We start from the raw sequence: 20,460 nt of genomic DNA on the forward strand, positions 1-20,460 counted from the left end.
CATTGAGGGACTTGAAGTCCCTCAATGTGGCCTTCACGGACTTGCGATTGAAGCTACAGCCTGAGCCGTGCGTCGATGTGAGCACGGATCGGGTTGTGGAGAGGGCCACCAACCCCACAGGGTGGCCGAGCCGGGCGCCGTCGGGGCCGCCACCCCACGTGGTGGCCCCGACGGCAATACCGGCTCCGCCCGCCGGCAGTCTCAGTACGTCACCGTCACCGGCCCATGCCCGCCGCCGTGGGCCGTCACGGTCAGCGTCTGCGTTGCCGCGTCCCACTTCCAGCTCTGCGACGGTGCCCAGCCCTCGCCGACCCGCACCCGGGAAGGTGCCGACGCCACGCCGAGGAACTTGACCGTCCACTCCCGGGAAGCGACCTGGGACCGGCCCCGGGTCGGCTCGACGGTCACCGTGTGGGCTCCGCGCCGCTCGGTGTACGAAATCCGCGTCGTCGCACTGTGCGAAGACGAAGTCCCGTTGTCCTCGTACAGCGAGAACGAACCCGACGCGCCCGGCGCCACCGTCACCGTCGCCCGGTTCAGCGGGCTCTGGACGTCGTTGGGGACGTCCGCCGTCCGGGTCACCGTGATGCCGCCCGCTCGCACGAACACCGGCATCGTCCCGAGGTCCGACGTCACCTGCTGCGTCGTGCCGCCGGCGTACGACTTGCCCGTGAAGTAGTCCGTCCACTGCCCCGGCGGGAACCACACCGAGGTCGTCGCCGACGTCCCCGGCGACGTCACCGGTGCCACCAGCATGTCCGGGCCGTAGAAGTACTCGCTCTGCGCCGCGGTGTACGCCGCCGGCTCGTCCGGGTACTCCACGTACGTCGGCCGCACCACCGGCACGCCCGTCGTCGCCGCCTGCTGGGCCAGCGTGTAGGTGTAGGGCACCAGGTTCTCGCGCAGGTTGAGGAACTTCGTCGCCGACGCCTTCGCCGCGTCGCCGTACTGCCACGGCAGCCGGTCGCTGTGGTTGCTGTGCAGCCGGTCGATCGGCTGGAACGCGCCGAGCTGGACCCAGCGCGCGTACAGGTCGTCGGGCAGCTTGAACGTCTGGTGCTGCTGCCCGCCCGAGGTGTACGTCTCGCTGCCGCGCAGGCCGGTCGTGTCGTTGTGGCCGCCGATGTCGTGGCTGATCGGCGACAGGCCGGTCGCCGCCGACTCCGCCGGCGTGATCCCGACCTCCATCCGCAGCGTGCCCCACGTCGACGACGTGTCGCCGGTGAAGTGGACGGTGCTGCGCTTGTCGGCCCACGGTCCGGTCGACAGCCCGACCGGGCCGCCGTACCCGCCGGCCTGCAGCGAGCCGTACGCCCGCGACGTCACGAAGCCCCGCTCGACCGCCGGTGCGGCCAGGTCGGCGTACTTCTGGTTGATCCACGAGTCGGGCGTGACGCCCGGCAGGCTCGACTTCGACGAGTCACAGCACCAGTCGAGCCACCAGAAGTCGTTGCCCTGGCTCATCATCTGCCCGTGCAGCTCCAGGTACGCCTTGAGCTGGTCGGGGTCGCCCCAGTCGAAGACGTAGCAGTCCGTGCCGCACCCGGACTTCACCAGCTTGCCCTTCGCCGTCGCCTGCGCGCGGGCGAACTGCGGGTCCGAACCCATGATGCTCGGGTGGATGTTGAGGGTGTTGTGCAGGCCCTGCGAGTGCGACCAGGCGAAGAACCCCGCCGGGTCCGGGAACTTGGTCTTGTCGAACTGCCAGCCGTTCCACGTGTCCGGCGCCTTGAAGTCGGTGTCGGTCACCAGGACGTCCAGCGGCACGCCCTCGCTGCGGAAGCGCGGCAGGATCCGGTCGCGGTAGTCGGCCGCGGTGCGGTCGAAGTACTCCGAGTACCAGACGCCGTAGGCCCAGCGCGGCAGCAGCTCCGACGGCCCGGTCAGGATCGACAGGTCCCGCAGGCCCGCCTTGTAGTCGTGCCCGAAGGTGAAGACGTAGCCGTCCTGGTAGGGGTTCCCGGCGTGCGACGGCCGCTGCGTCACCTTGCCGGCCGAGGCTTCGTACAGCGCGGAGGGTGTGTCGTCGAGCAGGTACCAGCCGTCCTGGTGCAGGAGCCCTTCGGTGAGCGACGGCGTGCCGTTGTCGCCGTTGACGCCGTCGAGGCCGCGCCGGTAGCCGCCGAGCGTGAGGTGCGGCTGGGGTGCGGCCGCCCCGGTGCGGGTGACCGCGACCGTGTCGACGTTGACGTGGCAGCTGGTGTCGTCGGGGCAGCCGAGGACGACGTCGTTCGTGCCGGCCTTGAGGTCGACCGGGACCGACGCCGTCCCCCAGGTGTCCCAGTTCTCGGTGATGGGCAGGGACAGCGTGCGGGTCACGCCCGACGCGGCGACCGTCGCGGTCCGGGTCTCGTGGCGGCCGTCTCCGCCGGTGCCGTTGGCGTAGCGGACGTCCAGCTGGTAAGTGCCGGCGGTGGGGACGGCCACGACGCGGTGGGTCAGCGACGAGCCGCGGTTCAGCTCGGCGACGAACCCGCGTCCGGCGTACCCGGTGTGGTCGGTCGCGACCACGGCCGAGCCCCCGCGCAGCCCGGATTCCGCCTCACAGCTGACGTCCAGGGCGCAGCCGGTGAACGCACGGGCCGACGCGGGCGGGAAGGCCGCGCCCGACGCGAGCACCGCGAGGGCGTCGATGTTGACGTTGCCGGAGTCGGCCGCGGTCCGCTCGAGGCGGAGGTTGTGGCGGCCGGCGCCGAGGGTGACCGGCACCGACGCCGTGGCCCAGGTGTTCCAGTCGGCCGTCGCGGGCAGGGTCAGCTTCTGCGCCGCACCGCCGTCGACGGACACGCTCAGCGTGCGCGTGACGTGCTGGCCGTCCCCGCCCTGGCCGTTGGCGAACCGCGCGGTCACGTTGTAGGTCCCGGCCGTGGCGGCGACGACGTCGGCGGTGGCCGAGGTGCCGGTGCTCTCGAACCCGGCGAGGAAGCCCTCCCCGGTGTAGCCGGGGTGGTCGGTGGCGACGCCCAGCCCGTCGGCCGTCAGGTCTTCGGCCTCGCACAGCGCACCGACCGCACAGGTCAGGTGGCGCCACGGCGCCGCGGTCACCGGCGCGGCGCCGGCGTTGGTGCGGATCTGGAGGTTCCCGGCGTCGAACGGCCCGGAGTCCAGCTTGTAGGTGAGGGTCGTCGCGCTGGTGCGGATGGTCAGCACCCCGTTCGACGTCGTGGACGTGAACGGCGGCGGCGTGAACGAGCCGCGGCCGACGGCGTTGAAGGTGGCGGCGTCGGTGAAGCGGCCGTCGCCCGCGTACTCCGTGCGGATCAGGGTCGGGGACAGGACCTGGAAACGCGCGTTCCCGGCGGTGACGGTCTGGCGTGCCGCGTGCCCGGCTTCGGCCGGGGTCCCGACGGTGATGACGGCCGCGGTGACGGCCAGCACGCTCACTAGATGGAGGGTTTTCGCTGCTCTCGTCCGCACGGCGGAACTCCGTTCCGGTCAGGGGGACCCAGCCACATTTACAACGTTGGAAAAGGCGATTTCGATCTGAGCACAGCCATCGGCCGGATGTCCAGACCACCGACCGGAACTGTCCGGACAGGCAGGGCTCCTTGCCCGACCGGCCACCCGGCGCGGTCCGGTTCAGCGGCCGGTGACGCCGTCGAGCTGCTCCCGCAGGATGTCGGCGTGCCCGGCGTGGCGGGCGGTCTCGCTCGTCATGTGCGCCAGCACCCACCGCAGGGTGTGGAAGGTGCCGTCGACCGCGACGGCCACCGGCCGCTCCGGGTCCCCCGCGGCGCGGATCGCCGCGTCGCTTTCCCCGATCGCCGCGCGGTAACCGGCCAGCACGTCTTCCGCGGTGAGCCCCTCGGGAACGTCCATCCCCAGGTCCCCGGTGTCCTCGCCGCCCGCGACGTGGTGGCCGAACCAGACCCGCTCGGCCCCCGTCAGGTGGTGGACCAGGCCGAGCAGCGTCGTGCCGGAGCCGACCAGGACCCGGCGCAGCTGCTCCTCGGTGAGCCCGTCCGTCTTCTTGAGGACGCACTCGCGCGCGAAGCTCAGGAACGCCGTCGCGGTGTCGAGCTCGCCACCGTCGTCGCGCGGGACGGGCTTCCGCTGGGTTTCGGCCATGGCGCCGAACCTATCGCTCAGGCCGAGTCGCGGACCACCAGCTCGGGGTCGAAGATCACCGACTCCGCGCGCCCGGCCGGGTCGGCCATGCGGTCCAGCACCATCCGGGCCATCGCCGCGCCCATCTCCTCCACCGGCTGGCGGACCGTCGTGAGGCGGGGGCGGCAGCTCAGCGCCACCCGGCTGTCGTCGAAGCCGATCACCGCGACGTCGTCGGGGACTCGCCGGCCCGCTTCGCGCAGCACGGTCAACGCGCCGTACGCCATCAGGTCGTTGGCCACGAACAGCCCGTCCAGCGCGGGTTCCTCGGCCAGCAGCCGCTCCATCGCCCGCTCGCCGCCGTGCTCGGTGAAGTCGCCCTCGGCGACCGCCACGTACGCGTGGCCGTGGCGGGCCATCGCGTCGCGGAACCCAGCCAGCCGGTCCTGGCCCGCCGGTGTCCCCGCCGGGCCCGCGATCGTCGCGACCCGGTGGCACCCGCGTCCGACGAGCCGCTCGGCCGCGAGCCGGGCGCCGTCCTGGTGGGCGACGTCGACGTAGCTCACCGGCGCCGCGCGGCCCGGCCGCGCGAACAAGGCCGTCGGGACGCCCGCGTCGGTCAGCATGCGCGGCAGCGGGTCGTCGGCCGGGTGCAGCGAGATCAGCAGCACCCCGCTGACCTGCTCCTGCCGCAGCTTCGGCACGAGCTGCGCCCGCTCTTCGTCACTGTCGACGACCATCAGCAGCGGGTGCAGCCCCTGGGGACGCAGGTGCGCGACCACGCCCTCGACCACCCGGCCGAAGAACGGGTCGCCGAACACGCCGCCGGTGAACGCTTCGACGTGCCGTTCCGGCTCGGACACCACCAGCGCGATCCCGCCCGTGCGGCGCGTGACCAGGGACCGGGCCGCGCGGTTCGGCACGTAGCCGGTGGTGGCGATGGCGCGTTCGACGGTCTCCCGCAGCTTCGGGTCGACGTTGCGCACGCTGTTGACCACGCGGGACACCGTGGCCCGCGAGACGCCGGCGACCCGCGCGACGTCCTCGAGGGTCGGCGGCGCCGGGGGCGGATGCGTCGTCACCCCTACTTTGTAGCACGCTGTGAGAGCGCTCTCCCAGCCCTTCACCCAGGTCGTGTCGATGACAAATGTCATGAGCGGCTGCTGAGGGACGGCACTGCCGTCCGGACACCCTGCGCGACGACCATTTCCGGCATGACCACCACGACTAGAACCGAAACCGCGGGCTTCCGGCCCGTGCTGCTGCTCACCGGCGGCTACGCCACGCTTTCCGTGCTCACCCTCGTCGCGATCGTCCTTTTCCGCAACGACCACGCGATGGTGACCGACGCGGTGTGGGTGCGCGCCGTCCTCGTCGTCGCCAGTTCGCTGCTGACGTTCGCCTTCGCCCGCAGCGCGGCCCGCGGGTCGAAGAAGGGCCTGCTGAGACTGCGGATCGTTTCCGCCGTCATGCTCGTGGCGATCGTCGTCATCGTCGCCCTGCCCGGGCTGTTCCCGATGTGGCTGCGGATCGAACAGGCCGTCTGCGGGCTGCTCCTGCTCGGGGTGACGGTGCTCGTCAACGGCCGGCGGGCGCGGGCCCGGTAGCGTTCCGGTGATGGACAGGACGGAGCCGGCCGACGTGCAGCGCTGGGTGCGCGGCTGGCGGGTGATGGTGCTCGACGCGGGCATGCTCGTCTACCCGGCGGTGACCGTGCCCGGCGTGCTGCAGCACTCCACCGGGAACGCCGCGGTCGCGGGCTGCGTGATCGTCGCCGTCTTCGTCGGCTGCTACGTCGTCGCGGCGCGCGCCGCGTCGCAGCGGGCGCCGCGGCGGTTCTGGCCACTGCTGGGGGTATTGGCCGTCCTCTTCGGCGCCGCGCTCCCCTTCGCCCACGCCGAGGCGTTCTTCCTCGCCACGGTCGTCGTGTCCCTCGCCGTGCCGCGGCTTCCGCGCTACTCCGGAGCGCTCGTGGTCGTCGTCGCGCTCGCGGCGCTGGTCGTCCCGTGGGTGGTGTGGGACACCGCGGGGTGGACGCAGGCGGTCGCGCTCGTGTTCACCGTCTTGGTCGTCTACGCCTTCGCCGAGGCGGTCCGGGCCAACGCCGCGTTGGTCGAGGCCCGGGCCGAGGTCGCGCGGCTGGCGTCCGAGGCCGAACGAACCCGGATCGCCCGCGACCTGCACGACCTGCTCGGCCACTCGCTGACCGCGATCACCGTCAAGAGCACCCTGGCCCGGCGGCTCCTGGACACCGACCAGGCCCGCGCGGGCGAGGAGATGACCGAGGTCGAGACGCTCGCCCGGCAGGCACTGACCGACGTGCGCGCGGCGGTGTCGGGCTACCGGGACGTCACGCTCGCCGGCGAGCTCGCCCGCGGCCGCGAGCTGCTGCGCGCGTGCGGCGTGACCGCCGACCTGCCGACCGCGACCGACGTCGTGGACCCGGCCCGGCAGGAGCTGTTCGGGTGGGTGGTCCGCGAAGGGCTCACCAACGTCGCCCGGCACGCGCGCGCGACGCGGTGCGCGGTCACGGTTACCGAGTCCACTGTGGAGGTTGTCGATGACGGCGTGGGCGGCTCCCCCGAGGAGGGCTCCGGGCTGGCCGGGCTCCGCGAACGCGTCAAGGCCGCCGGCGGGCAGTTCCGGGCGGGGCCGGTCCGGCCGCGTGGCTGGCATGTGCGGGTGACGCTGTGACCATCCGCCTGCTGCTCGCCGACGATCAGGAGCTGGTCCGCCAGGCGCTGTGCGCGCTGCTCGCGCTGGAAGACGACTTCGAGGTGGTCGCGTCCGTCGGCCGCGGCGACGAGGTCGTCGCCGCGGCGCGGGAACACCGGCCCGACGTCGCGCTGCTCGACATCGAGATGCCGGGCCTGGACGGGCTCGCGGCCGCGGCGGTGCTCGCCGCGCAGGTGCCGGACTGTCGCGTCGTCATGCTGACGACGTTCGGGCGCGCCGGTTACCTGCGCCGCGCGATGGACGCGGGTGCGGCCGGGTTCGTCGTGAAGGACGCGCCCGCCGACGTCCTGGCCGACGCGATCCGCCGCGTGCGGAAGGGCGAGCGGGTGGTGGATCCGGCGCTGGCGGTCGCGACGCTGGCCGCCGGCGAGTCGCCGCTGACCGCGCGGGAGCGGGACGTGCTCATCACCGCGCGGACCGGGGCCACGGTCGCCGAGATCGCGTCGCGGCTCTACCTGTCCGAAGGCACGGTCCGCAACTACGTCTCCGCGGCGATCACCAAGACCGGGGCGCGCAACCGCGTCGAGGCGGTGCGGATCGCGGACGAGCGCGGATGGCTCTGATTGGCCCGGTCCGGCACGCCGGAATTGGATCTTCTGCCGGGCCGGTCCCGTGGTTAGCGTGGCCGGGTGAAAACCGTTGACCTGTGGTTCGACCCCGTCTGCCCGTGGGCGTGGATCGCCTCGCGCTGGCTCCTCGAGGTGGAGGCCGTCCGCGAAGTCCGGACGCGGTTCCACGTCTTCAGCCTGGCGCTGCACAACGAAGGCCGCTCGGTGGACGACTGGTACCGGAAGTGGCTCGACGAACGCTGGGGTCCCGCGCGCGTAGCGTTGGCCGCTTCGCGGGCGCACGGGGACGAGGTGCTGCGCGGCCTCTACACGGCGCTCGGCACGCGCTTCCACCGCGACAAGGCACCGGTCTCGCGCGAAACGATCGTCGCCGCGCTGGCTTCCGTGGACCTGCCCGCGTCGCTCGCCGACGCCGCCGATTCGCCGGACCTCGACGCGGACCTGCTCGCCGGCAACCGCGCGGCGCTCGACCCGATCGGCGAGGACCTCGGCGTCCCGGCGATCCACGTGGACGGCACCGCCTTCTTCGGCCCGGTCGTCAGCCCGGTCCCGCGCGGCGAGGAAGCCGGGCGGCTGTGGGACGGCGTGCTGCTCGTGACCGGCACCCCGGGGTTCTTCGAGCTGAAGCGGGGCCGCAGCGCGCCGGTGACGAGCTAGGCGTTCTCGTCGAACGGGATCCCGCCCGGCTTCGCCTTGGCGAGGTTGCCGGTGAACTGGTCGTCCTTGATGCCGAAGGTGGCGCTGCCGAAGTTCGCCTGGGTCAGCTTGTCCCGGATCCCGGACGGGTAGCCGTCCCAGCCGACGAGCGTCGGGTACTGCCAGGCGCCCTTGTGGTTCTCCGGCGGGTCGTCGTTGCCGTTGGCGGCGCGGAAGCAGTGCGTCGAGCCGCCGTCCTTGTGGTAGACGACCTTCGCGTGCGTGCCCTCGAAACGCATGCTCGCGCGGTCGTGGATCGCGAAGCCGCCGTGCTGCGACGTCGCGACGTACTCGACCTGGTTGTCCTTGACCCACACGACGACGTGCTCCCAGTCGTGCCGGTGCCCGGCGCTGCCCGGGCCGAGGGAGGCCTGGTCCTTCTCGAAGTAGAGGGTGAACATCACGGCGCACCAGCCGTTGTTGCACTTCTCGCGTGAGTAGGAGTTCGTGGTGTCGAGGTCCCAGGAGTCGCGGCAGTGGCCGTTGGTGTCACCGCCGAGGGACAGGCCGGGAGCGAGCGTTCCATCGGGTCCGATCGCGGGGGTCGGGTAGCAGCCGTCCTTGTCGTAGTCGAAGGCCGGCTGGAAGGTCTTCTCGAAGTCGGTGGCGTTCCCGGGCAGGGCGCCCGGCGGATCGGCGGCGGCGGTTCCGGGTGCGATCAGGGAGAGGCCCAAGGCGACGACGGCCGCCACGGTCAAGGTGCGGGTTCGGTGCGCCATCGCGGTGCTCCCTCGGGTCTGGGCCGGATCCGTGCTCAGGCTCGCCGCCGGCCGCTCGGGCCCGCAACCGTGCTTCGGGGAGTGTGCCCGGGTCGGGCAGGGAGAAGGGGAAGATCGCGCATTTCTGTCCGGTGAGCGGCACTGCGGACAGAACGGGCGCGAATCCTCGGGGTTGGGACGTCATGAACGACTCGTTCATGTCGCCTGACGAGATGAACGACCCGTTCATGACGTTCGGGCCGGGTGGGCAGGTCGCCGCGGGAGGATCGGCGCGGGAGGGTCGCCGCAAGAAGGTCGCGAATGACTCATTCGGGACCTCCGGCGCCGCGAATGAGTCATTCGCGGCACTCTGGTGAGCGCGTGGCTCGGCGGGCGTGCCGATCCCGCCGGCCTGCTCGCTGCCGCAGGTGAGCGGGCGGCTCAGCGGGCCAGCTCAGCGGGCCAGCTCAGCGGGCCGGCTCGGCGGGCGAAGCGGCCCGGCTCAACTCGCCAGCCGGGCCTCGGCCGCGTCCCAGTCGTCGCGGGCCGAGGGCTCGTAGCGGTGGACCTCCTGCGTCTCGCGCACCAGAGCCCGCATCGCCGCCAGGTCCGGGAGGTCCTCCCCCAGCGCCCTCGCCTGCACCAGCACGTTGCCCAGCGCCGCCGCCTCGACCGGGCCCGCCAGCACCGGGACGCCGCACGCGTCCGCCGTCAGCTGGCACAGCAGCTCGTTGCGAGCGCCGCCGCCGACGATGTGGACCACGTCGATCGGGCGGCCCGTGATCGAAGACGCCGCGCGCAGCGTGCGGCGGTACGCCAACGCCAGACTGTCCAGGATGCACCGGACCACCGCGCCCCGCTCCGAAGGCAGCCGCTGGGCGGTCGCCGTGCAGGCGGCCGAAAGACGGGCCGGCATGTCGCCCGGCGGGAGGAACTCCGGCGCGTCGATGTCCACGACCGCCGCCAGCCCGGGCGACGCGGCGGCCGCGGCGAGCAGCCCCGGCAGGTCCGAAGTGGACCACGTCCGCAGCGTCTCCGACAGCACCCACAGGCCCATCACGTTGCGCAGGAACCGGATCGTGCCGTCGACGCCGCCTTCGTTCGTGAAGTTCGCGGCCAGCGCCGCGTCGCTCAGCTCCGGCGCCGGCAGCTCCAGGCCCGCCAGCGACCAGGTGCCGGACGAGATGTAGGCGAAGTTCGCCCCCGGCGAAGCGGGCACCGCGACCACCGCCGACGCCGTGTCGTGCGAACCGACCGCCACCACCGGCAGCCCGGACAGCTCGGCAGCCGTACCCACCACCGTGCCGGGGTCGCGCAACGGCGGCAGCAGCCCGGGCGGAATCCCGACCCGTGAGGCGAGATCGACCGCCCACATCCGCGCGCGCACGTCGTAGAGCTGCGTGGTCGACGCGTTCGTCCGCTCGGCCCCGATCGAGCCCGTGAGCCAGAAGTTCAGCAGGTCCGGGATGAGCAGCATGGTCCGGGCCGCGTCGAGCCGGTCACCTTCGGACACCAGCTGGTACAGCGTGTTGAACGGCAGCTGCTGCAACCCGGTGACGTCGTAGAGCTCCCGGTCGGACACCTTGGCCGCGACCTGTGACGGCACGCCGTCCGTGCGCGGGTCGCGGTAGTGGACGGGGTTGCCCAGCAGCGCGCCCCGCTCGTCCAGGAGCCCGTAGTCGACGGCCCAGGAGTCGATCCCGATGCCGTCCACCGCGCCGGCTTCCCGGATCCCGGCCAGCGTTTCGCGGTAAAGCCCCAGGACGTCCCAGTACAGCACCGGGCCCGCGCGGACCCCGCCGTTCGGGAAGCGCCGCACCTCCTCGACGCTCAAGACCGACGGACCGACCGTCCCGGCCATCACCCGCCCGCTGGACGCGCCGAGGTCGACGGCCGCCACCCGCTTCACGGGTTCACCACGGTCAGCTCCAGTCCGAGCAGGTCCGCGACGGCCGTCAGCTCGGCGACCCGGTGGCCGGTCCCGAGCGCCCAGTGGTGCGCGATCCCGCTGGCCGACCACGCGTCGGTCCACTCCCCCGGGTCACACCCGAAGTCGACGCGGGAGGTCGTGTTGCCGATCCGCAGCAGCGGCCCGGGCACGACCGTGCCTTCGGACGCGATGAGCGAAAACGTGCCGTCGAGGCCCTGCGCCAACCCGCACAGTGTCACCGGCCCGGGCTTGACGTCGAACTCGACCGACACACCCCAGCCGCGCTTGCCGTGGTAGACGCCCAGGCCGCGCAGCAGCGGCTTGCGGGCGCTGATACCGAGGTGCGCCGGGCCGTCGTGGCCCATCTCGACCACGTCGTCGCGGAAGTTCAGCGCCTGCAGCTCGGTGAACGAGCCGCCCGCGCCGAGGCGGTCCATGACCAGCATCGCCAGCGACGTCCGCAGCTCGTACTCCCCGACCGCCGGGATGCCGCGCGCGGTGAGCAGGGACGCGCCGAGGATGAACCCGGCACCGACGCGTTCGTGCGTCTCGCCGTCGAGACCTCGGTGGTAGTAGGCCAGCGAGTCGAGGGAGAAGTCCTCGACGAGCCGATCCAACGCCACGGAAACCCGGGCGCCCCAGGCGAAGTCCTCGTCCACAACGGACTCGTCCACAGTGAACACATCACAGGCCAGGGCGACCCGGTCGGCCGTCTCGCTGTCGGTGACCTTCTCGACGCGCACGCGCAGGTCGTCGACCTCGAGGATCTCGACGTGCCCGCCGAGCTGCCCGGACACCAGGGTCGGGTCCGTCGAGACGTCCATCATGCCCGGGTAGAGGTGCCCGAGCAGGCCGTGGCGCCCGTGCCGCAGCGCCGCCCGCACACCGGCCGCCTTGATCCAGCGCTCGATCCGCGTCCACGCCCGGGGATCCTCGAGGTACCCCGACACCGAGCGGAACTCGACGCCGACCCGGCGGAAGGTGTTGGCCATCTCCGGCAGCGGGCAGGCCCCGCAGTAGGCCAGCCACGCGCCGGTGTCGAAGGACTCGTGGTCCATCGCCTCGGTCGGCTGCAGGTTCAGCAGCAGCACCGGCGCGCCCGAGCGCTGCGCGACCGGCGCCAGCATGCTGGAGGTCAGGTACGTCGTGAGGAACCCGACGATCAGGTCGCACCCCGCCACCCGGAGCTTCTCCGCGGCAGCCGCGCCCTCCTGCGCGTCGGAGACGAACCCGGCGTCGACGACCTCGCAGTCCATTTCGGACAGTCGTGAAGCGACGCGCCGCGCGGAGGCCTCCAGCTGCGGCAGCAGCGAAGGGAACTGCGGCCAGTACGCGCCGAGCCCGCCCGCGACGAGGCCGACGCGGGTCTTGCGCGGGGTGATGCGGTCGAGGGTCATCGGAGCTCCTTCGGGCAAGTCAGCGCAGGAACGCGGCGGCCACCCCGGCGTCCACCGGCACGTGCAGGCCGGTGGTGTGGGTGAGGTCGCCGCCGGTCAGGGCGAAGACGGCGGCCGCGACGTGCTCGGGCAGCACCTCACGCTTGAGGATGGTCCGCTGGGCGTAGAACTCGCCGAGCTTCTCCTCCTCGACGCCGTACACCGCGGCGCGTTGCGCGCCCCAGCCGCCGGCGAAGATGCCGGAGCCCTGGACGACGCCGTCCGGGTTGACGCCGTTGACGCGGATGCCGTACACGCCGAGTTCGGCGGCCAGCAGCCGGACCTGGTGGGCCTGGTCGGCCTTGGCCGCGCCGTACGCGACGTTGTTCGGGCCCGCGAACACCGAGTTCTTGGACGAGATGTAGACGATGTCGCCGCCGTTGTCCTGGTCGATCATGGCCTTCGCCGCGGCGCGCGCGACGAGGAACGAACCCTTCGCCATGACGTCGTGCTGCAGGTCCCAGTCGCGCTCGGTGGTCTCCAGCAGCGGCTTGGAGATGGACAGCCCGGCGTTGTTGACGACCAGGTCGATCCCGCCGAAGGCGAGCACGGTCGCGTCGATCGCGGCCTGCACGGCGTCGGCGTCGGTCACGTCGGCCGTCACCGCGAGACCACCGATCTCCGCGGCGACTTCGGAAGCCGCGGCGGTGTTCAGGTCGGCGATCGCGACGCAGGCGCCTTCGGCGGCGAGCCGCAGCGCGATGGCCTTGCCGATGCCCGAACCGGCTCCGGTCACCAGGGCGATGCGCCCGGCGAGCGGCTTCGGCTTCGGCATCCGCTGCAGCTTGGCCTCTTCGAGCGCCCAGTACTCGATGCGGAACTTCTCGCTCTCGGCGATCGGGGCGTACGTCGAGACGGCTTCCGCGCCCCGCATGACGTTGATCGCGTTGACGTAGAACTCCCCCGCGACCCGCGCGGTCTGCTTGTCCTTGCCGAAGGAGAACATGCCGACACCCGGGACGAGCACGATGGCCGGGTCGGCGCCGCGCATCGCGGGCGAGTCCGGGGTCGCGTGCCGGTCGTAGTAGGCGCGGTATTCGTCGCGGTACTCGGCGTGCAGCTCCTTCAGCCGCGCGACGACGTCTTCCAGCGGCGCCGAGCTGGGCAGGTCGACGACCAGCGGCCGGACCTTGGTGCGCAGGAAGTGGTCCGGGCACGACGTCCCGAGCGCGGAGAGAGGCGCGAGCTTCTCACGGGCCAGGAACTCGAGAACGACGTCGCTGTCGGTGTAGTGCCCGACGACGCGCTGGTCGGTCGACGCGAGCCCGCGGATGACCGGGGCCAACGCGGCCGCGCGCTGCCGACGTGAATCGGCGGGCAGGGCCTCGAAGCCTGGCACAACCGGACCGAACGGTTCGGCGGAACCACGGGAGGCCAGGAACTCCTCAGCCGTGCGGATGATGTCGAGGGAGTTGCGCTCGCACTCTTCCGAGGTCGCGCCCCACGCGGTGATCCCGTGGCCGCCGAGGATGACGCCGATCGCCTGCGGGTTGGCTTCCTTGACCGCGGCGATGTCCAGGCCCAGCTGGAACCCGGGCCGCCGCCAGTCGACCCACGCGACGCGGTCCCCGAAGCACTCCTTCGTCAGCGCGGCGCCGTCGGCCGCCGTGGCCAGGGCGATGCCGGAGTCCGGGTGCAGGTGGTCGACGTGCGGGGCCTCGACCAGGCCGTGCATGGCCGTGTCGATCGACGGCGCCGCCCCGCCCCGCCCGTGCAGGCAGTAGTCGAACGCGGCGACCATCTCGTCCTCGCGCTCGACGCCCGGGTAGACGTCCACCAGGGACCGCAGCCGGTCCAGCCGCAGCACGGCGAGCCCGGCCTCCTTGAGCGTGCCGAGGTCGCCGCCGGATCCCTTGACCCACAGCACCTCCGTCGGCGCGCCGGTCACCGGGTCGGTGACGGCGCCCTTGGCGGAGGTGTTGCCGCCGGCGTAGTTGGTGTTGCGCGGGTCGGCCCCGAGCGCGTTGCTGCGCGCGATGAGCTGCTCCGGCACGGTCATGCTCATGCTCCCCATCCGGCCTGCGTGCCGCCGGCGCGCTCGGCCACGATCTTCTCCTGGTACCCGCTGCGGTGGTAGGCCGCGACGGGGTCCGGGTCGAGCCCGGTCTCCTCGCGCAGCTCGGCCAGCAGCGGCCGGACGTCGGTGTTGTAGGCGTCCATCAGCACGGCGTTCGCGCCGAGCACGTCCCCGGCCTGCTGGGCCACGCGCAACGCGGGGCGGTCGACGAGCAGCGCCTTGGCCGTGGCCTCCTGGACGTTCATCACCGACCGGATGATCGCCGGGATCTTGGCCTCGATGTTGTGGCACTGGTCGAGCATGAACGCGATTCCGTAGGACGGGTCGAGGGCCTCGCCGCGGACGATCTCGTACATGATCCGGAACAGCTGGAACGGGTCCGCCGCCCCGACCATGAGGTCGTCGTCGGCGTAGAAGCGCGAGTTGAAGTCGAACGCGCCGAGCTTCCCGGCCCGCAGCAGGAACGCGACGATGAACTCGATGTTCGTGCCCGGGGCGTGGTGGCCGGTGTCGATGCACACCGTCGCCTTCTCGCCGAGCTCGATGCAGTGCGCGTAGGACGTGCCCCAGTCCGGGACGTCGGTGGCGTAGAAGGCCGGCTCGAAGAGCTTGTACTCCAGCAGCATCCGCTGGTCGTCGCCCAGCCGGTCGTAGGCTTCCTTCAGGGCCGCGGCCAGCCGGTCCTGGCGGTCGCGGATGTCGTCCTGGCCCGGGTAGTTGATGCCGTCGGAGAACCACAGCTTGAGGTCGCGCGAGCCCGTCGCGTCCATGATCGAGATCGCCTCGAGCAGGTGGTCGGTGGCCTTGCGGCGGATACCGGCGTCCGGGTTGGTGACCGAGCCGAGCTTGTAGTCCTCGTCCTGGAACACGTTCGTGTTGATCGCGCCGACTTCGATGCCCTGGTCGCGCGCGAACGCCGTCAGGGCGCCGTAGTCGTCGACGCGGTCCCACGGGATGTGCAGCGCGACGCTCGGCGCGACCCCGGTGAACCGGTGCACGGTCGCCGCGTCGGCGATCTTCTCTTCGGGCGTCCGCGGGACGCCGGGTTGGGGGAACACCTTGAACCGGGTACCCGAGTTCGCATACGCCCACGACGGCGTTTCGATGCGCTGGGCCCGCAGGGCCTGTTTCACGGCCGTCAAGTCGCCCACGGCGATCACTGTCCTTCCGCGACGGTGGAGGGTTCGAGGTGGAAGACCTCTTCGAGGAGCTGAAAGCCTTCGTCGGGCGGACCGCCATCGAGACCGGTGAAGAACTCCGCCATCTCCGCCTGCCAGCGGGCGTTGACCTCGGTCCCGGCCATCGCCGCCTGTGCGGCGTCGAGGTCGTCGGCTTCGACGTAGCCGATCAGGAGGCCGTCCTCGCGCAGGAACAGCGAGTAGTTGCGCCAGCCGGTATCGAGCAGGGCCTGCCGCATTTCGGGCCACACCGCACGGTGCCGCTGCGCGTACTCGGCCTTCCGGTCCGGCTTCACCTGCAGGCAAAAGCAGTATCGGGGCACTGTCCATCCTTGGGGGAACCCGCGGCCGGACCGGGGCGGCGATCCGGTCCGGCCGCGGAGACTCGTCAGAAGTTGAACTTGTCGATGTTGTTCGCGTCGAAGGTCGTCGGCGGGCCGAGGACGATCTCACCGCTCGCGCCGATCTTGTAGTCGCCGAGCTTGCCCGCCTTGAAGGTCTCGCCTTCCTTGCCCGAGATCTGGCCGGACTTGAGCGCGACGCCCGCGTAGGCGGCGAGGTAGCCGATGTCGGCCGGGTTCCACAGCGCGAACTGCTTCACGGTGCCGTCCTTGACGAACGCGCGCATCTGGTTCGGCGTGCCGAGCCCGGTCACCGCGACCTTGCCCTTGTAGCTCGACGAGCTGACGTAGCGCGCCGCGGCCGCGATGCCCACGGTGGTCGGCGAGACGATCACCTTGAGGTTCGGGAACGACTGCAGCAGGCCCTGGGCCTCCTGGAACGACTTCTGGTCGTCGTCGTTGCCGTAGGCGACCTTGTCCAGCTTGATGTTCGCGTACTCCGGCTTGGCCAGCTCCTTCTTGAGGACCTCGATCCAGGCGTTCTGGTTGGTGGCGTTCGGCGTCGCGGACAGGACCGCGATCTCGCCGGAGCCGCCGGAGAGGTCCTTGGCCTGCTTGGCCAGCGCCTCGCCGATGCCCTGGGTGGTGGCCTGGTTGATGAAGACGTCGCGGCAGTCCTTGGCGGCGTCGGAGTCGAACGCGACGACCTTGATGCCGGCGCTGCGGGCCTGGTTGAGCGACGGGCACACGGCGTTCGGGTCGTTCGCGGCGATGCCGATCACGTCCTGCTGCTGCTGGATCAGCGTGTTGATGTAGCTGACCTGCGAGGACGCGCTCGCGTCGTTCGGCCCGACCAGCTTGTACTCACCCTTCAGCTCAGCCAGCGCGTCCTTGCCGCCGCTGACCTCGATGTCGCTGTAGGGGTTGTTGAGCTGCTTGGGGAGGAACGCCATCTTGACGCCCTCCTTGGCGGCGGCGTTCGGGTTCGCCGCCGCGGTGGACTGCTGGGCGCCGGAACCGGCGCTGTCGTCCTTCGTCGTGCCGCCGCAGGCGGCCAGCACGAGCACCAGCCCGGCCGACACTGCGCCGGTGATGATCCGTCGGGACATCTTCGTCACCTTTCTGGGGATACCGCGCTGGGAGCTGTGGCCCGGTTCCGCCGGCGGAGTGCCGTACGGGCCGAGGACACGATGTTGGGCAGCAGGACCGACACGATGAGGAGCACGCCGGTCACGATGTTGAGGGCTTCGTTCGAGACGTCCTGCAGGCGCAGCGCGTTCTGCAGGGTCGCCAGCAGGACCACCCCGGCGAGCACGCCCGGGAGCGTGCCCTTGCCGCCGAAGATGGACACGCCGCCGAGCAGCACGGCGGCCACGACGGCCAGTTCGAGGCCGAAGCCGTTGTCGGCGCGGGCGCTGGAGTAGCGCAGCGTCCACAGCACCCCGGCGATCCCGGCCACCGCGCCGCTCACGACGTAGAGCCAGAACTTGAGCCGTCCGGTGCGGATCCCGGCGAACCGCGCGGCCTGTTCGCCCGCGCCGGCTGCGAAGACGCTGCGGCCGATCGGCGTCGCGTGCAGTACGAGGCCGAAGAGGGCCGCCACCACGATCAGCGGGATCAGGACGTTCGGGATCGGGCCGTCGCCGATGGTCCCGGTGACCCAGCTCGTGTAGACACGCGGGAAGTCGGCCACGGCGCCGTCACCGAGGACGACGAAGGCCAGGCCGCGGTACAGCGCGAGCGTGCCGATCGTGACGGCGAGGGCGGGCAGTTTCAGGACGGTGACGAAGAAGCCGTTCACCGCGCCGAGGACCGCGCCGAGCAGGATGCACAGCGGGATGATCGTCTCGATCGACAGGCCGGCGTCCCACAGCGAGCCCATCACCGCGGACGTCAGCCCGAGCGTGCTCGCCACCGAGAGGTCGATCTCGCCGGTGACGATGATGAACGTCATCGGCAGCGCGATCAGCGCGATCGGCAGCAGGTCGAGCAGCAGGAAGGTGAAGTTGCGGCTGGTGCCGAAGTTCTCGACGGCGCCGGAGGCCACCAGCACCACGACGACCGTCACGAGCACGACGGCGGCGTCCCAGCTGAGCAGCCGGCCGAACCGGTTCCCGGTGTCAGACATGGGAATCCCTCTTCTTCAGTGCCTTGGCGACCCGGACGGCGACCAGCCGGTCGGCGCCGATCGCCAGCAGGATCAACGCGCCGACGATCGCCTGCTGCCAGAACTGGTTGATGTCGAGCACGGCCAGGGCGCTGCCGATGACCGTGAGCAGCAGCGCGCCGAGGCCGGCGCCCCAGACCGAGCCGCTGCCGCCGAACACCGCGACCCCGCCGACGACGGCCGCGGCGACGACGTTCAGCTCGTAGCCGGTGCCGGCCGCCGCGTCGACGGTGCCGAACCGCGCGGCGAACAGGACGCCGGCCAGGCCGGCGAGCGCGCCGCTGACCAGGAACGCGGCGCTGGTGTTGCGGCCGACCTTGATGCCCGCGAGCTTCGCCGCCTGCGGGCTGGAGCCCATCGCGTAGAGCTCGCGCCCGGCGCGGTAGCTGCGCAGCACGATCCCCGCGATCACCAGCACGACGAGGGCGATCAGCACCAGCCACGGGATCCCGAGCACCGACGCCGTGCCGAAATCCAGGAAGGACTGGGGCAGCTTGTCGGCGTTGATCTGCTGGCCGCCGGCCCAGAAGAAGCTGACCCCGCGGAAGGCGTACAGCGTGCCGAGGGTGACGACCAGCGCCGGCACCTGGCCGAACCGGACGAGCACCCCGTTGAGCAGGCCGCAGACCGCGCCGACGACGAGCCCGGCGAGCAGCGCGGCGATCACCGGGAGACCGGGGTTGTCGCGCATCAGCGAGCCGACGGCGAACGCCGAGAGCCCGAGCACGGACCCCACCGACAGGTCGATGTTGCGGGTGATGATCACGACGGCCTGCCCGACGGCCAGCACCGCGAGGATCGCCGTGCCGAGCAGGATGTCGCGGACGCTCTGCCCGGACAGGAACCGGGAGTTCTGCGTCGCGGTGAACACGACCAGGACGATCAGGGCGAGCACGATCCCGGATTCGCGGGCCTTGAACACGTTCGCGGTCCACGACCGTCGTTCGACCGACGATTCCCGCGGTGGCGCGGCCACCTTGGTCGCGTTCACGCGGCGGCCCCCTGTCCCATCGCGGCGAACATGACCGAGTCTTCGGTGGCTTCGGCGCGCGGGAGCTCGGCGACGATCCGCCCCTCCCGCATCACCAGCACGCGGTCGGCCATGCCCAGCACCTCCGGCAGTTCGGACGACACCATGACGACGGCGACGCCTTCGGCCGCGAGCGACGACATCAGCCGGTGCACCTCGGCCTTCGTGCCGACGTCGATGCCGCGGGTCGGTTCGTCCACGATCAGCACCTTCGGCGCCATCGCCAGCCACTTGGCCAGGACGACCTTCTGCTGGTTGCCGCCGGAAAGCGTGCCGACGGGGTCACCGAGGCGGCGGTACTTGGTGCGCAGCCGCTCGGTCCAGCGCTGCGCCTCCTGCCGTTCGCTCCCGCCGGTCAGGAACCCGAAGTTCGCGAGCGCGCCGGAGCGCGGCAGCGTCACGTTGCGCTCGATCGACAGGTCCATGATCAGGCCCTGCTGGCGCCGGTCCTCGGGGACCAGTGCCATCCCCGCGTTCATCGCGGCCCGCGACGAGTGCGCCTTGAGCTTCTTCCCGTTCACCCGCACGACTCCGGCGTCGCGTTCGTCCACTCCGAACACGGCCTGGACGACCTCGGACCGGCCGGACCCGACGAGCCCGGCGAACGCGACGATCTCGCCCGCGCGCACGGAGAAGGAGATGTCGCGGAAGACGCCTTCCCGCGCCAGGCCTTCGACTTCGAGGACCACCGCGCCGGGTTCGACGTCCTGCTTGGGGAACAGCGCGTCCAGGTCGCGGCCGACCATGCGCTTCACCATCTCGTCGACCGTGACGTCGGCGACGAGGTCGGTGGAGACGTGCTTGCCGTCGCGCATGATCGTCACGCGCTGGCAGAGCTCGGTGATCTCCTCGAACCGGTGCGAGATGAACATGATCGCCGCGCCTTCTTCGCGCAGCGTCCGCGCGACCGTGAACAGCCGCTCGACCTCGACGCGGCTCAGCGCGGCGGTCGGCTCGTCCATGATCAGCACGCGGGCGTCGGCACTGAGGGCCTTGGCGATCTCCACGATCTGCTGGTCCGCGATCGAAAGCCCGCGCGCCGGGCGGGCCGGGTCGATCCGGACGCCGAGCCGGGTGAACAGCCGGTCGGCTTCGGCGCGGATCGCGGCCCGGTCGATGCGGCCGAGGCTCTTGCGCGGGTGGCGGCCCATGACGATGTTCTCCGCGACCGAAAGGTCCGGGAACAACGTGGGTTCCTGGTAGATCACCGCGATGCCGGCGGCCTTCGCGTCGGCCGGCGAGCCGAACGAGACCGGTTCGCCGTCGAGCAGCAAGGTGCCGTCGTCGGGCTTGTGCACCCCGGCGAGCATCTTGACGATCGTGGACTTGCCGGCGCCGTTCTCGCCGACGAGCGCGTGGGCCTCCCCGGCGTGCAGGGGGAAGGACACGCCGGCGACCGCCGCGACGGCGCCGAACGACTTGGTCACGCCGCGCACCTCCAGCAGAGGCACTCGGCCCGGGTCCTGCCGCGTCATCGCGACCTCCGGTTCGAAGGGGCATTGAAAGGTTTCACAAACCTGGCGCGGTGACGCTACTATGCGGTCGGAGAACAAGTCAATGAATCCACCGAACCGTGGCCGAACGTCTTCAAGGCCGGACTGTTCGTGGCGATGTT

Annotated in this window: 18 protein-coding genes; 5 read left to right on the forward strand and 13 right to left on the reverse strand. The window is 71.5% G+C overall.

Annotated features, from left to right (window positions below; translation table 11 throughout):
- Positions 1 to 201: 201 nt before the first annotated feature.
- The 3 genes from AB0C38_RS33785 to AB0C38_RS33795 form a co-directional block, all read right to left on the reverse strand.
- Positions 202 to 3,384, reverse strand: coding sequence for a TIM-barrel domain-containing protein (locus AB0C38_RS33785; RefSeq protein WP_360681391.1), 3,183 nt, complete (start codon positions 3,382 to 3,384; stop codon positions 202 to 204).
- Positions 3,385 to 3,579: 195 nt separating this feature from the next.
- Positions 3,580 to 4,068 carry a DinB family protein gene (locus AB0C38_RS33790; RefSeq protein ID WP_360681393.1) on the reverse strand — a complete coding sequence of 163 codons (489 nt, stop codon included), beginning with the start codon at positions 4,066 to 4,068 and terminating at the stop codon, positions 3,580 to 3,582.
- Positions 4,069 to 4,085: 17 nt separating this feature from the next.
- The gene (locus AB0C38_RS33795) at positions 4,086 to 5,129 is read right to left on the reverse strand and encodes a LacI family DNA-binding transcriptional regulator (protein WP_360681395.1); all 1,044 of its coding nucleotides are present in this window, start codon (positions 5,127 to 5,129) and stop codon (positions 4,086 to 4,088) included.
- 132 nt (positions 5,130 to 5,261) lie between these two features.
- Between AB0C38_RS33795 and AB0C38_RS33800 the strand changes: the two genes are divergently transcribed.
- From AB0C38_RS33800 to AB0C38_RS33815, 4 genes are all read left to right on the forward strand, one after another.
- The gene (locus tag AB0C38_RS33800) at positions 5,262 to 5,654 is read left to right on the forward strand and encodes a hypothetical protein (protein ID WP_360681396.1); all 393 of its coding nucleotides are present in this window, start codon (positions 5,262 to 5,264) and stop codon (positions 5,652 to 5,654) included.
- Between the two features lie 10 nt (positions 5,655 to 5,664).
- On the forward strand, positions 5,665 to 6,741 hold the full coding sequence (locus AB0C38_RS33805; RefSeq protein ID WP_360681398.1) for a sensor histidine kinase: 1,077 nt from the start codon (positions 5,665 to 5,667) through the stop codon (positions 6,739 to 6,741).
- Positions 6,738 to 7,346, forward strand: a complete 609-nt coding sequence (locus AB0C38_RS33810; RefSeq protein WP_360681399.1) for a response regulator transcription factor — start codon at positions 6,738 to 6,740, stop codon at positions 7,344 to 7,346. The genes AB0C38_RS33805 and AB0C38_RS33810 overlap by 4 nt, the downstream gene beginning before the upstream one ends.
- A gap of 66 nt (positions 7,347 to 7,412) precedes the next feature.
- Positions 7,413 to 8,009, forward strand: coding sequence for a DsbA family protein (locus AB0C38_RS33815; RefSeq protein WP_360681401.1), 597 nt, complete (start codon positions 7,413 to 7,415; stop codon positions 8,007 to 8,009).
- On the opposite strand, the gene AB0C38_RS33820 is transcribed toward AB0C38_RS33815, so the two are convergent.
- Positions 8,006 to 8,767, reverse strand: coding sequence for an NPP1 family protein (locus tag AB0C38_RS33820; RefSeq protein WP_360681403.1), 762 nt, complete (start codon positions 8,765 to 8,767; stop codon positions 8,006 to 8,008). The two genes, AB0C38_RS33815 and AB0C38_RS33820, sit on opposite strands and share 4 nt — an antisense overlap.
- 182 nt (positions 8,768 to 8,949) lie before the next feature.
- Between AB0C38_RS33820 and AB0C38_RS33825 the strand changes: the two genes are divergently transcribed.
- Positions 8,950 to 9,123: a hypothetical protein gene (locus AB0C38_RS33825; RefSeq protein ID WP_360681404.1), complete on the forward strand. Its 174-nt coding sequence runs from the start codon at positions 8,950 to 8,952 to the stop codon at positions 9,121 to 9,123.
- Between the two features lie 125 nt (positions 9,124 to 9,248).
- Here the strand turns inward: AB0C38_RS33825 and AB0C38_RS33830 are convergent, their stop codons facing one another.
- From AB0C38_RS33830 to AB0C38_RS33870, 9 genes are all read right to left on the reverse strand, one after another.
- The gene (locus tag AB0C38_RS33830; protein WP_360681592.1) at positions 9,249 to 10,646 is read right to left on the reverse strand and encodes a rhamnulokinase family protein; all 1,398 of its coding nucleotides are present in this window, start codon (positions 10,644 to 10,646) and stop codon (positions 9,249 to 9,251) included.
- Between the two features lie 5 nt (positions 10,647 to 10,651).
- Positions 10,652 to 12,073 carry an L-fucose/L-arabinose isomerase family protein gene (locus AB0C38_RS33835; protein WP_360681406.1) on the reverse strand — a complete coding sequence of 474 codons (1,422 nt, stop codon included), beginning with the start codon at positions 12,071 to 12,073 and terminating at the stop codon, positions 10,652 to 10,654.
- Positions 12,074 to 12,092: 19 nt separating this feature from the next.
- Complete coding sequence (locus tag AB0C38_RS33840; RefSeq protein ID WP_360681408.1) at positions 12,093 to 14,111, reverse strand: bifunctional aldolase/short-chain dehydrogenase; 2,019 nt, start codon at positions 14,109 to 14,111, stop codon at positions 12,093 to 12,095.
- A gap of 2 nt (positions 14,112 to 14,113) precedes the next feature.
- Positions 14,114 to 15,289: an L-rhamnose isomerase gene (gene rhaI, locus AB0C38_RS33845; RefSeq protein ID WP_360681409.1), complete on the reverse strand. Its 1,176-nt coding sequence runs from the start codon at positions 15,287 to 15,289 to the stop codon at positions 14,114 to 14,116.
- Positions 15,286 to 15,630 carry an L-rhamnose mutarotase gene (locus AB0C38_RS33850; RefSeq protein ID WP_360681411.1) on the reverse strand — a complete coding sequence of 115 codons (345 nt, stop codon included), beginning with the start codon at positions 15,628 to 15,630 and terminating at the stop codon, positions 15,286 to 15,288. Before AB0C38_RS33850 ends, rhaI begins: the two co-directional genes overlap by 4 nt.
- Positions 15,631 to 15,695: 65 nt before the next feature.
- Complete coding sequence (gene rhaS / locus AB0C38_RS33855; protein WP_360681412.1) at positions 15,696 to 16,757, reverse strand: rhamnose ABC transporter substrate-binding protein; 1,062 nt, start codon at positions 16,755 to 16,757, stop codon at positions 15,696 to 15,698.
- 5 nt (positions 16,758 to 16,762) lie between these two features.
- Positions 16,763 to 17,776, reverse strand: a complete 1,014-nt coding sequence (locus tag AB0C38_RS33860) for an ABC transporter permease (RefSeq protein WP_360681413.1) — start codon at positions 17,774 to 17,776, stop codon at positions 16,763 to 16,765.
- Complete coding sequence (locus AB0C38_RS33865) at positions 17,769 to 18,806, reverse strand: ABC transporter permease (protein ID WP_360681415.1); 1,038 nt, start codon at positions 18,804 to 18,806, stop codon at positions 17,769 to 17,771. The genes AB0C38_RS33860 and AB0C38_RS33865 overlap by 8 nt, the downstream gene beginning before the upstream one ends.
- Positions 18,803 to 20,320: a sugar ABC transporter ATP-binding protein gene (locus AB0C38_RS33870; protein WP_360681416.1), complete on the reverse strand. Its 1,518-nt coding sequence runs from the start codon at positions 20,318 to 20,320 to the stop codon at positions 18,803 to 18,805. The genes AB0C38_RS33865 and AB0C38_RS33870 overlap by 4 nt, the downstream gene beginning before the upstream one ends.
- Between the last annotated feature and the right edge of the window lie 140 nt (positions 20,321 to 20,460).

The sequence above is a fragment of the Amycolatopsis sp. NPDC048633 genome, from assembly GCF_040650695.1.
In the GTDB taxonomy this organism is placed as follows: Bacteria; Actinomycetota; Actinomycetes; order Mycobacteriales; family Pseudonocardiaceae; genus Amycolatopsis.

Excerpts from the sequence above, each read along its gene's own strand:
- AB0C38_RS33870 (WP_360681416.1), bottom strand. The coding sequence starts at position 20,320 with ATGACGCGGCAGGACCCGGGCCGAGTGCCTCTGCTGGAGGTGCGCGGC.
- rhaS (WP_360681412.1), bottom strand. The coding sequence starts at position 16,757 with ATGTCCCGACGGATCATCACCGGCGCAGTGTCGGCCGGGCTGGTGCTC.
- AB0C38_RS33820 (WP_360681403.1), bottom strand. The coding sequence starts at position 8,767 with ATGGCGCACCGAACCCGCACCTTGACCGTGGCGGCCGTCGTCGCCTTG.
- AB0C38_RS33860 (WP_360681413.1), bottom strand. The coding sequence starts at position 17,776 with ATGTCTGACACCGGGAACCGGTTCGGCCGGCTGCTCAGCTGGGACGCC.
- AB0C38_RS33790 (WP_360681393.1), bottom strand. The coding sequence starts at position 4,068 with ATGGCCGAAACCCAGCGGAAGCCCGTCCCGCGCGACGACGGTGGCGAG.
- AB0C38_RS33840 (WP_360681408.1), bottom strand. The coding sequence starts at position 14,111 with ATGACCGTGCCGGAGCAGCTCATCGCGCGCAGCAACGCGCTCGGGGCC.
- AB0C38_RS33825 (WP_360681404.1), top strand. The coding sequence starts at position 8,950 with ATGAACGACTCGTTCATGTCGCCTGACGAGATGAACGACCCGTTCATG.
- AB0C38_RS33805 (WP_360681398.1), top strand. The coding sequence starts at position 5,665 with ATGGACAGGACGGAGCCGGCCGACGTGCAGCGCTGGGTGCGCGGCTGG.
- AB0C38_RS33835 (WP_360681406.1), bottom strand. The coding sequence starts at position 12,073 with ATGACCCTCGACCGCATCACCCCGCGCAAGACCCGCGTCGGCCTCGTC.
- AB0C38_RS33800 (WP_360681396.1), top strand. The coding sequence starts at position 5,262 with ATGACCACCACGACTAGAACCGAAACCGCGGGCTTCCGGCCCGTGCTG.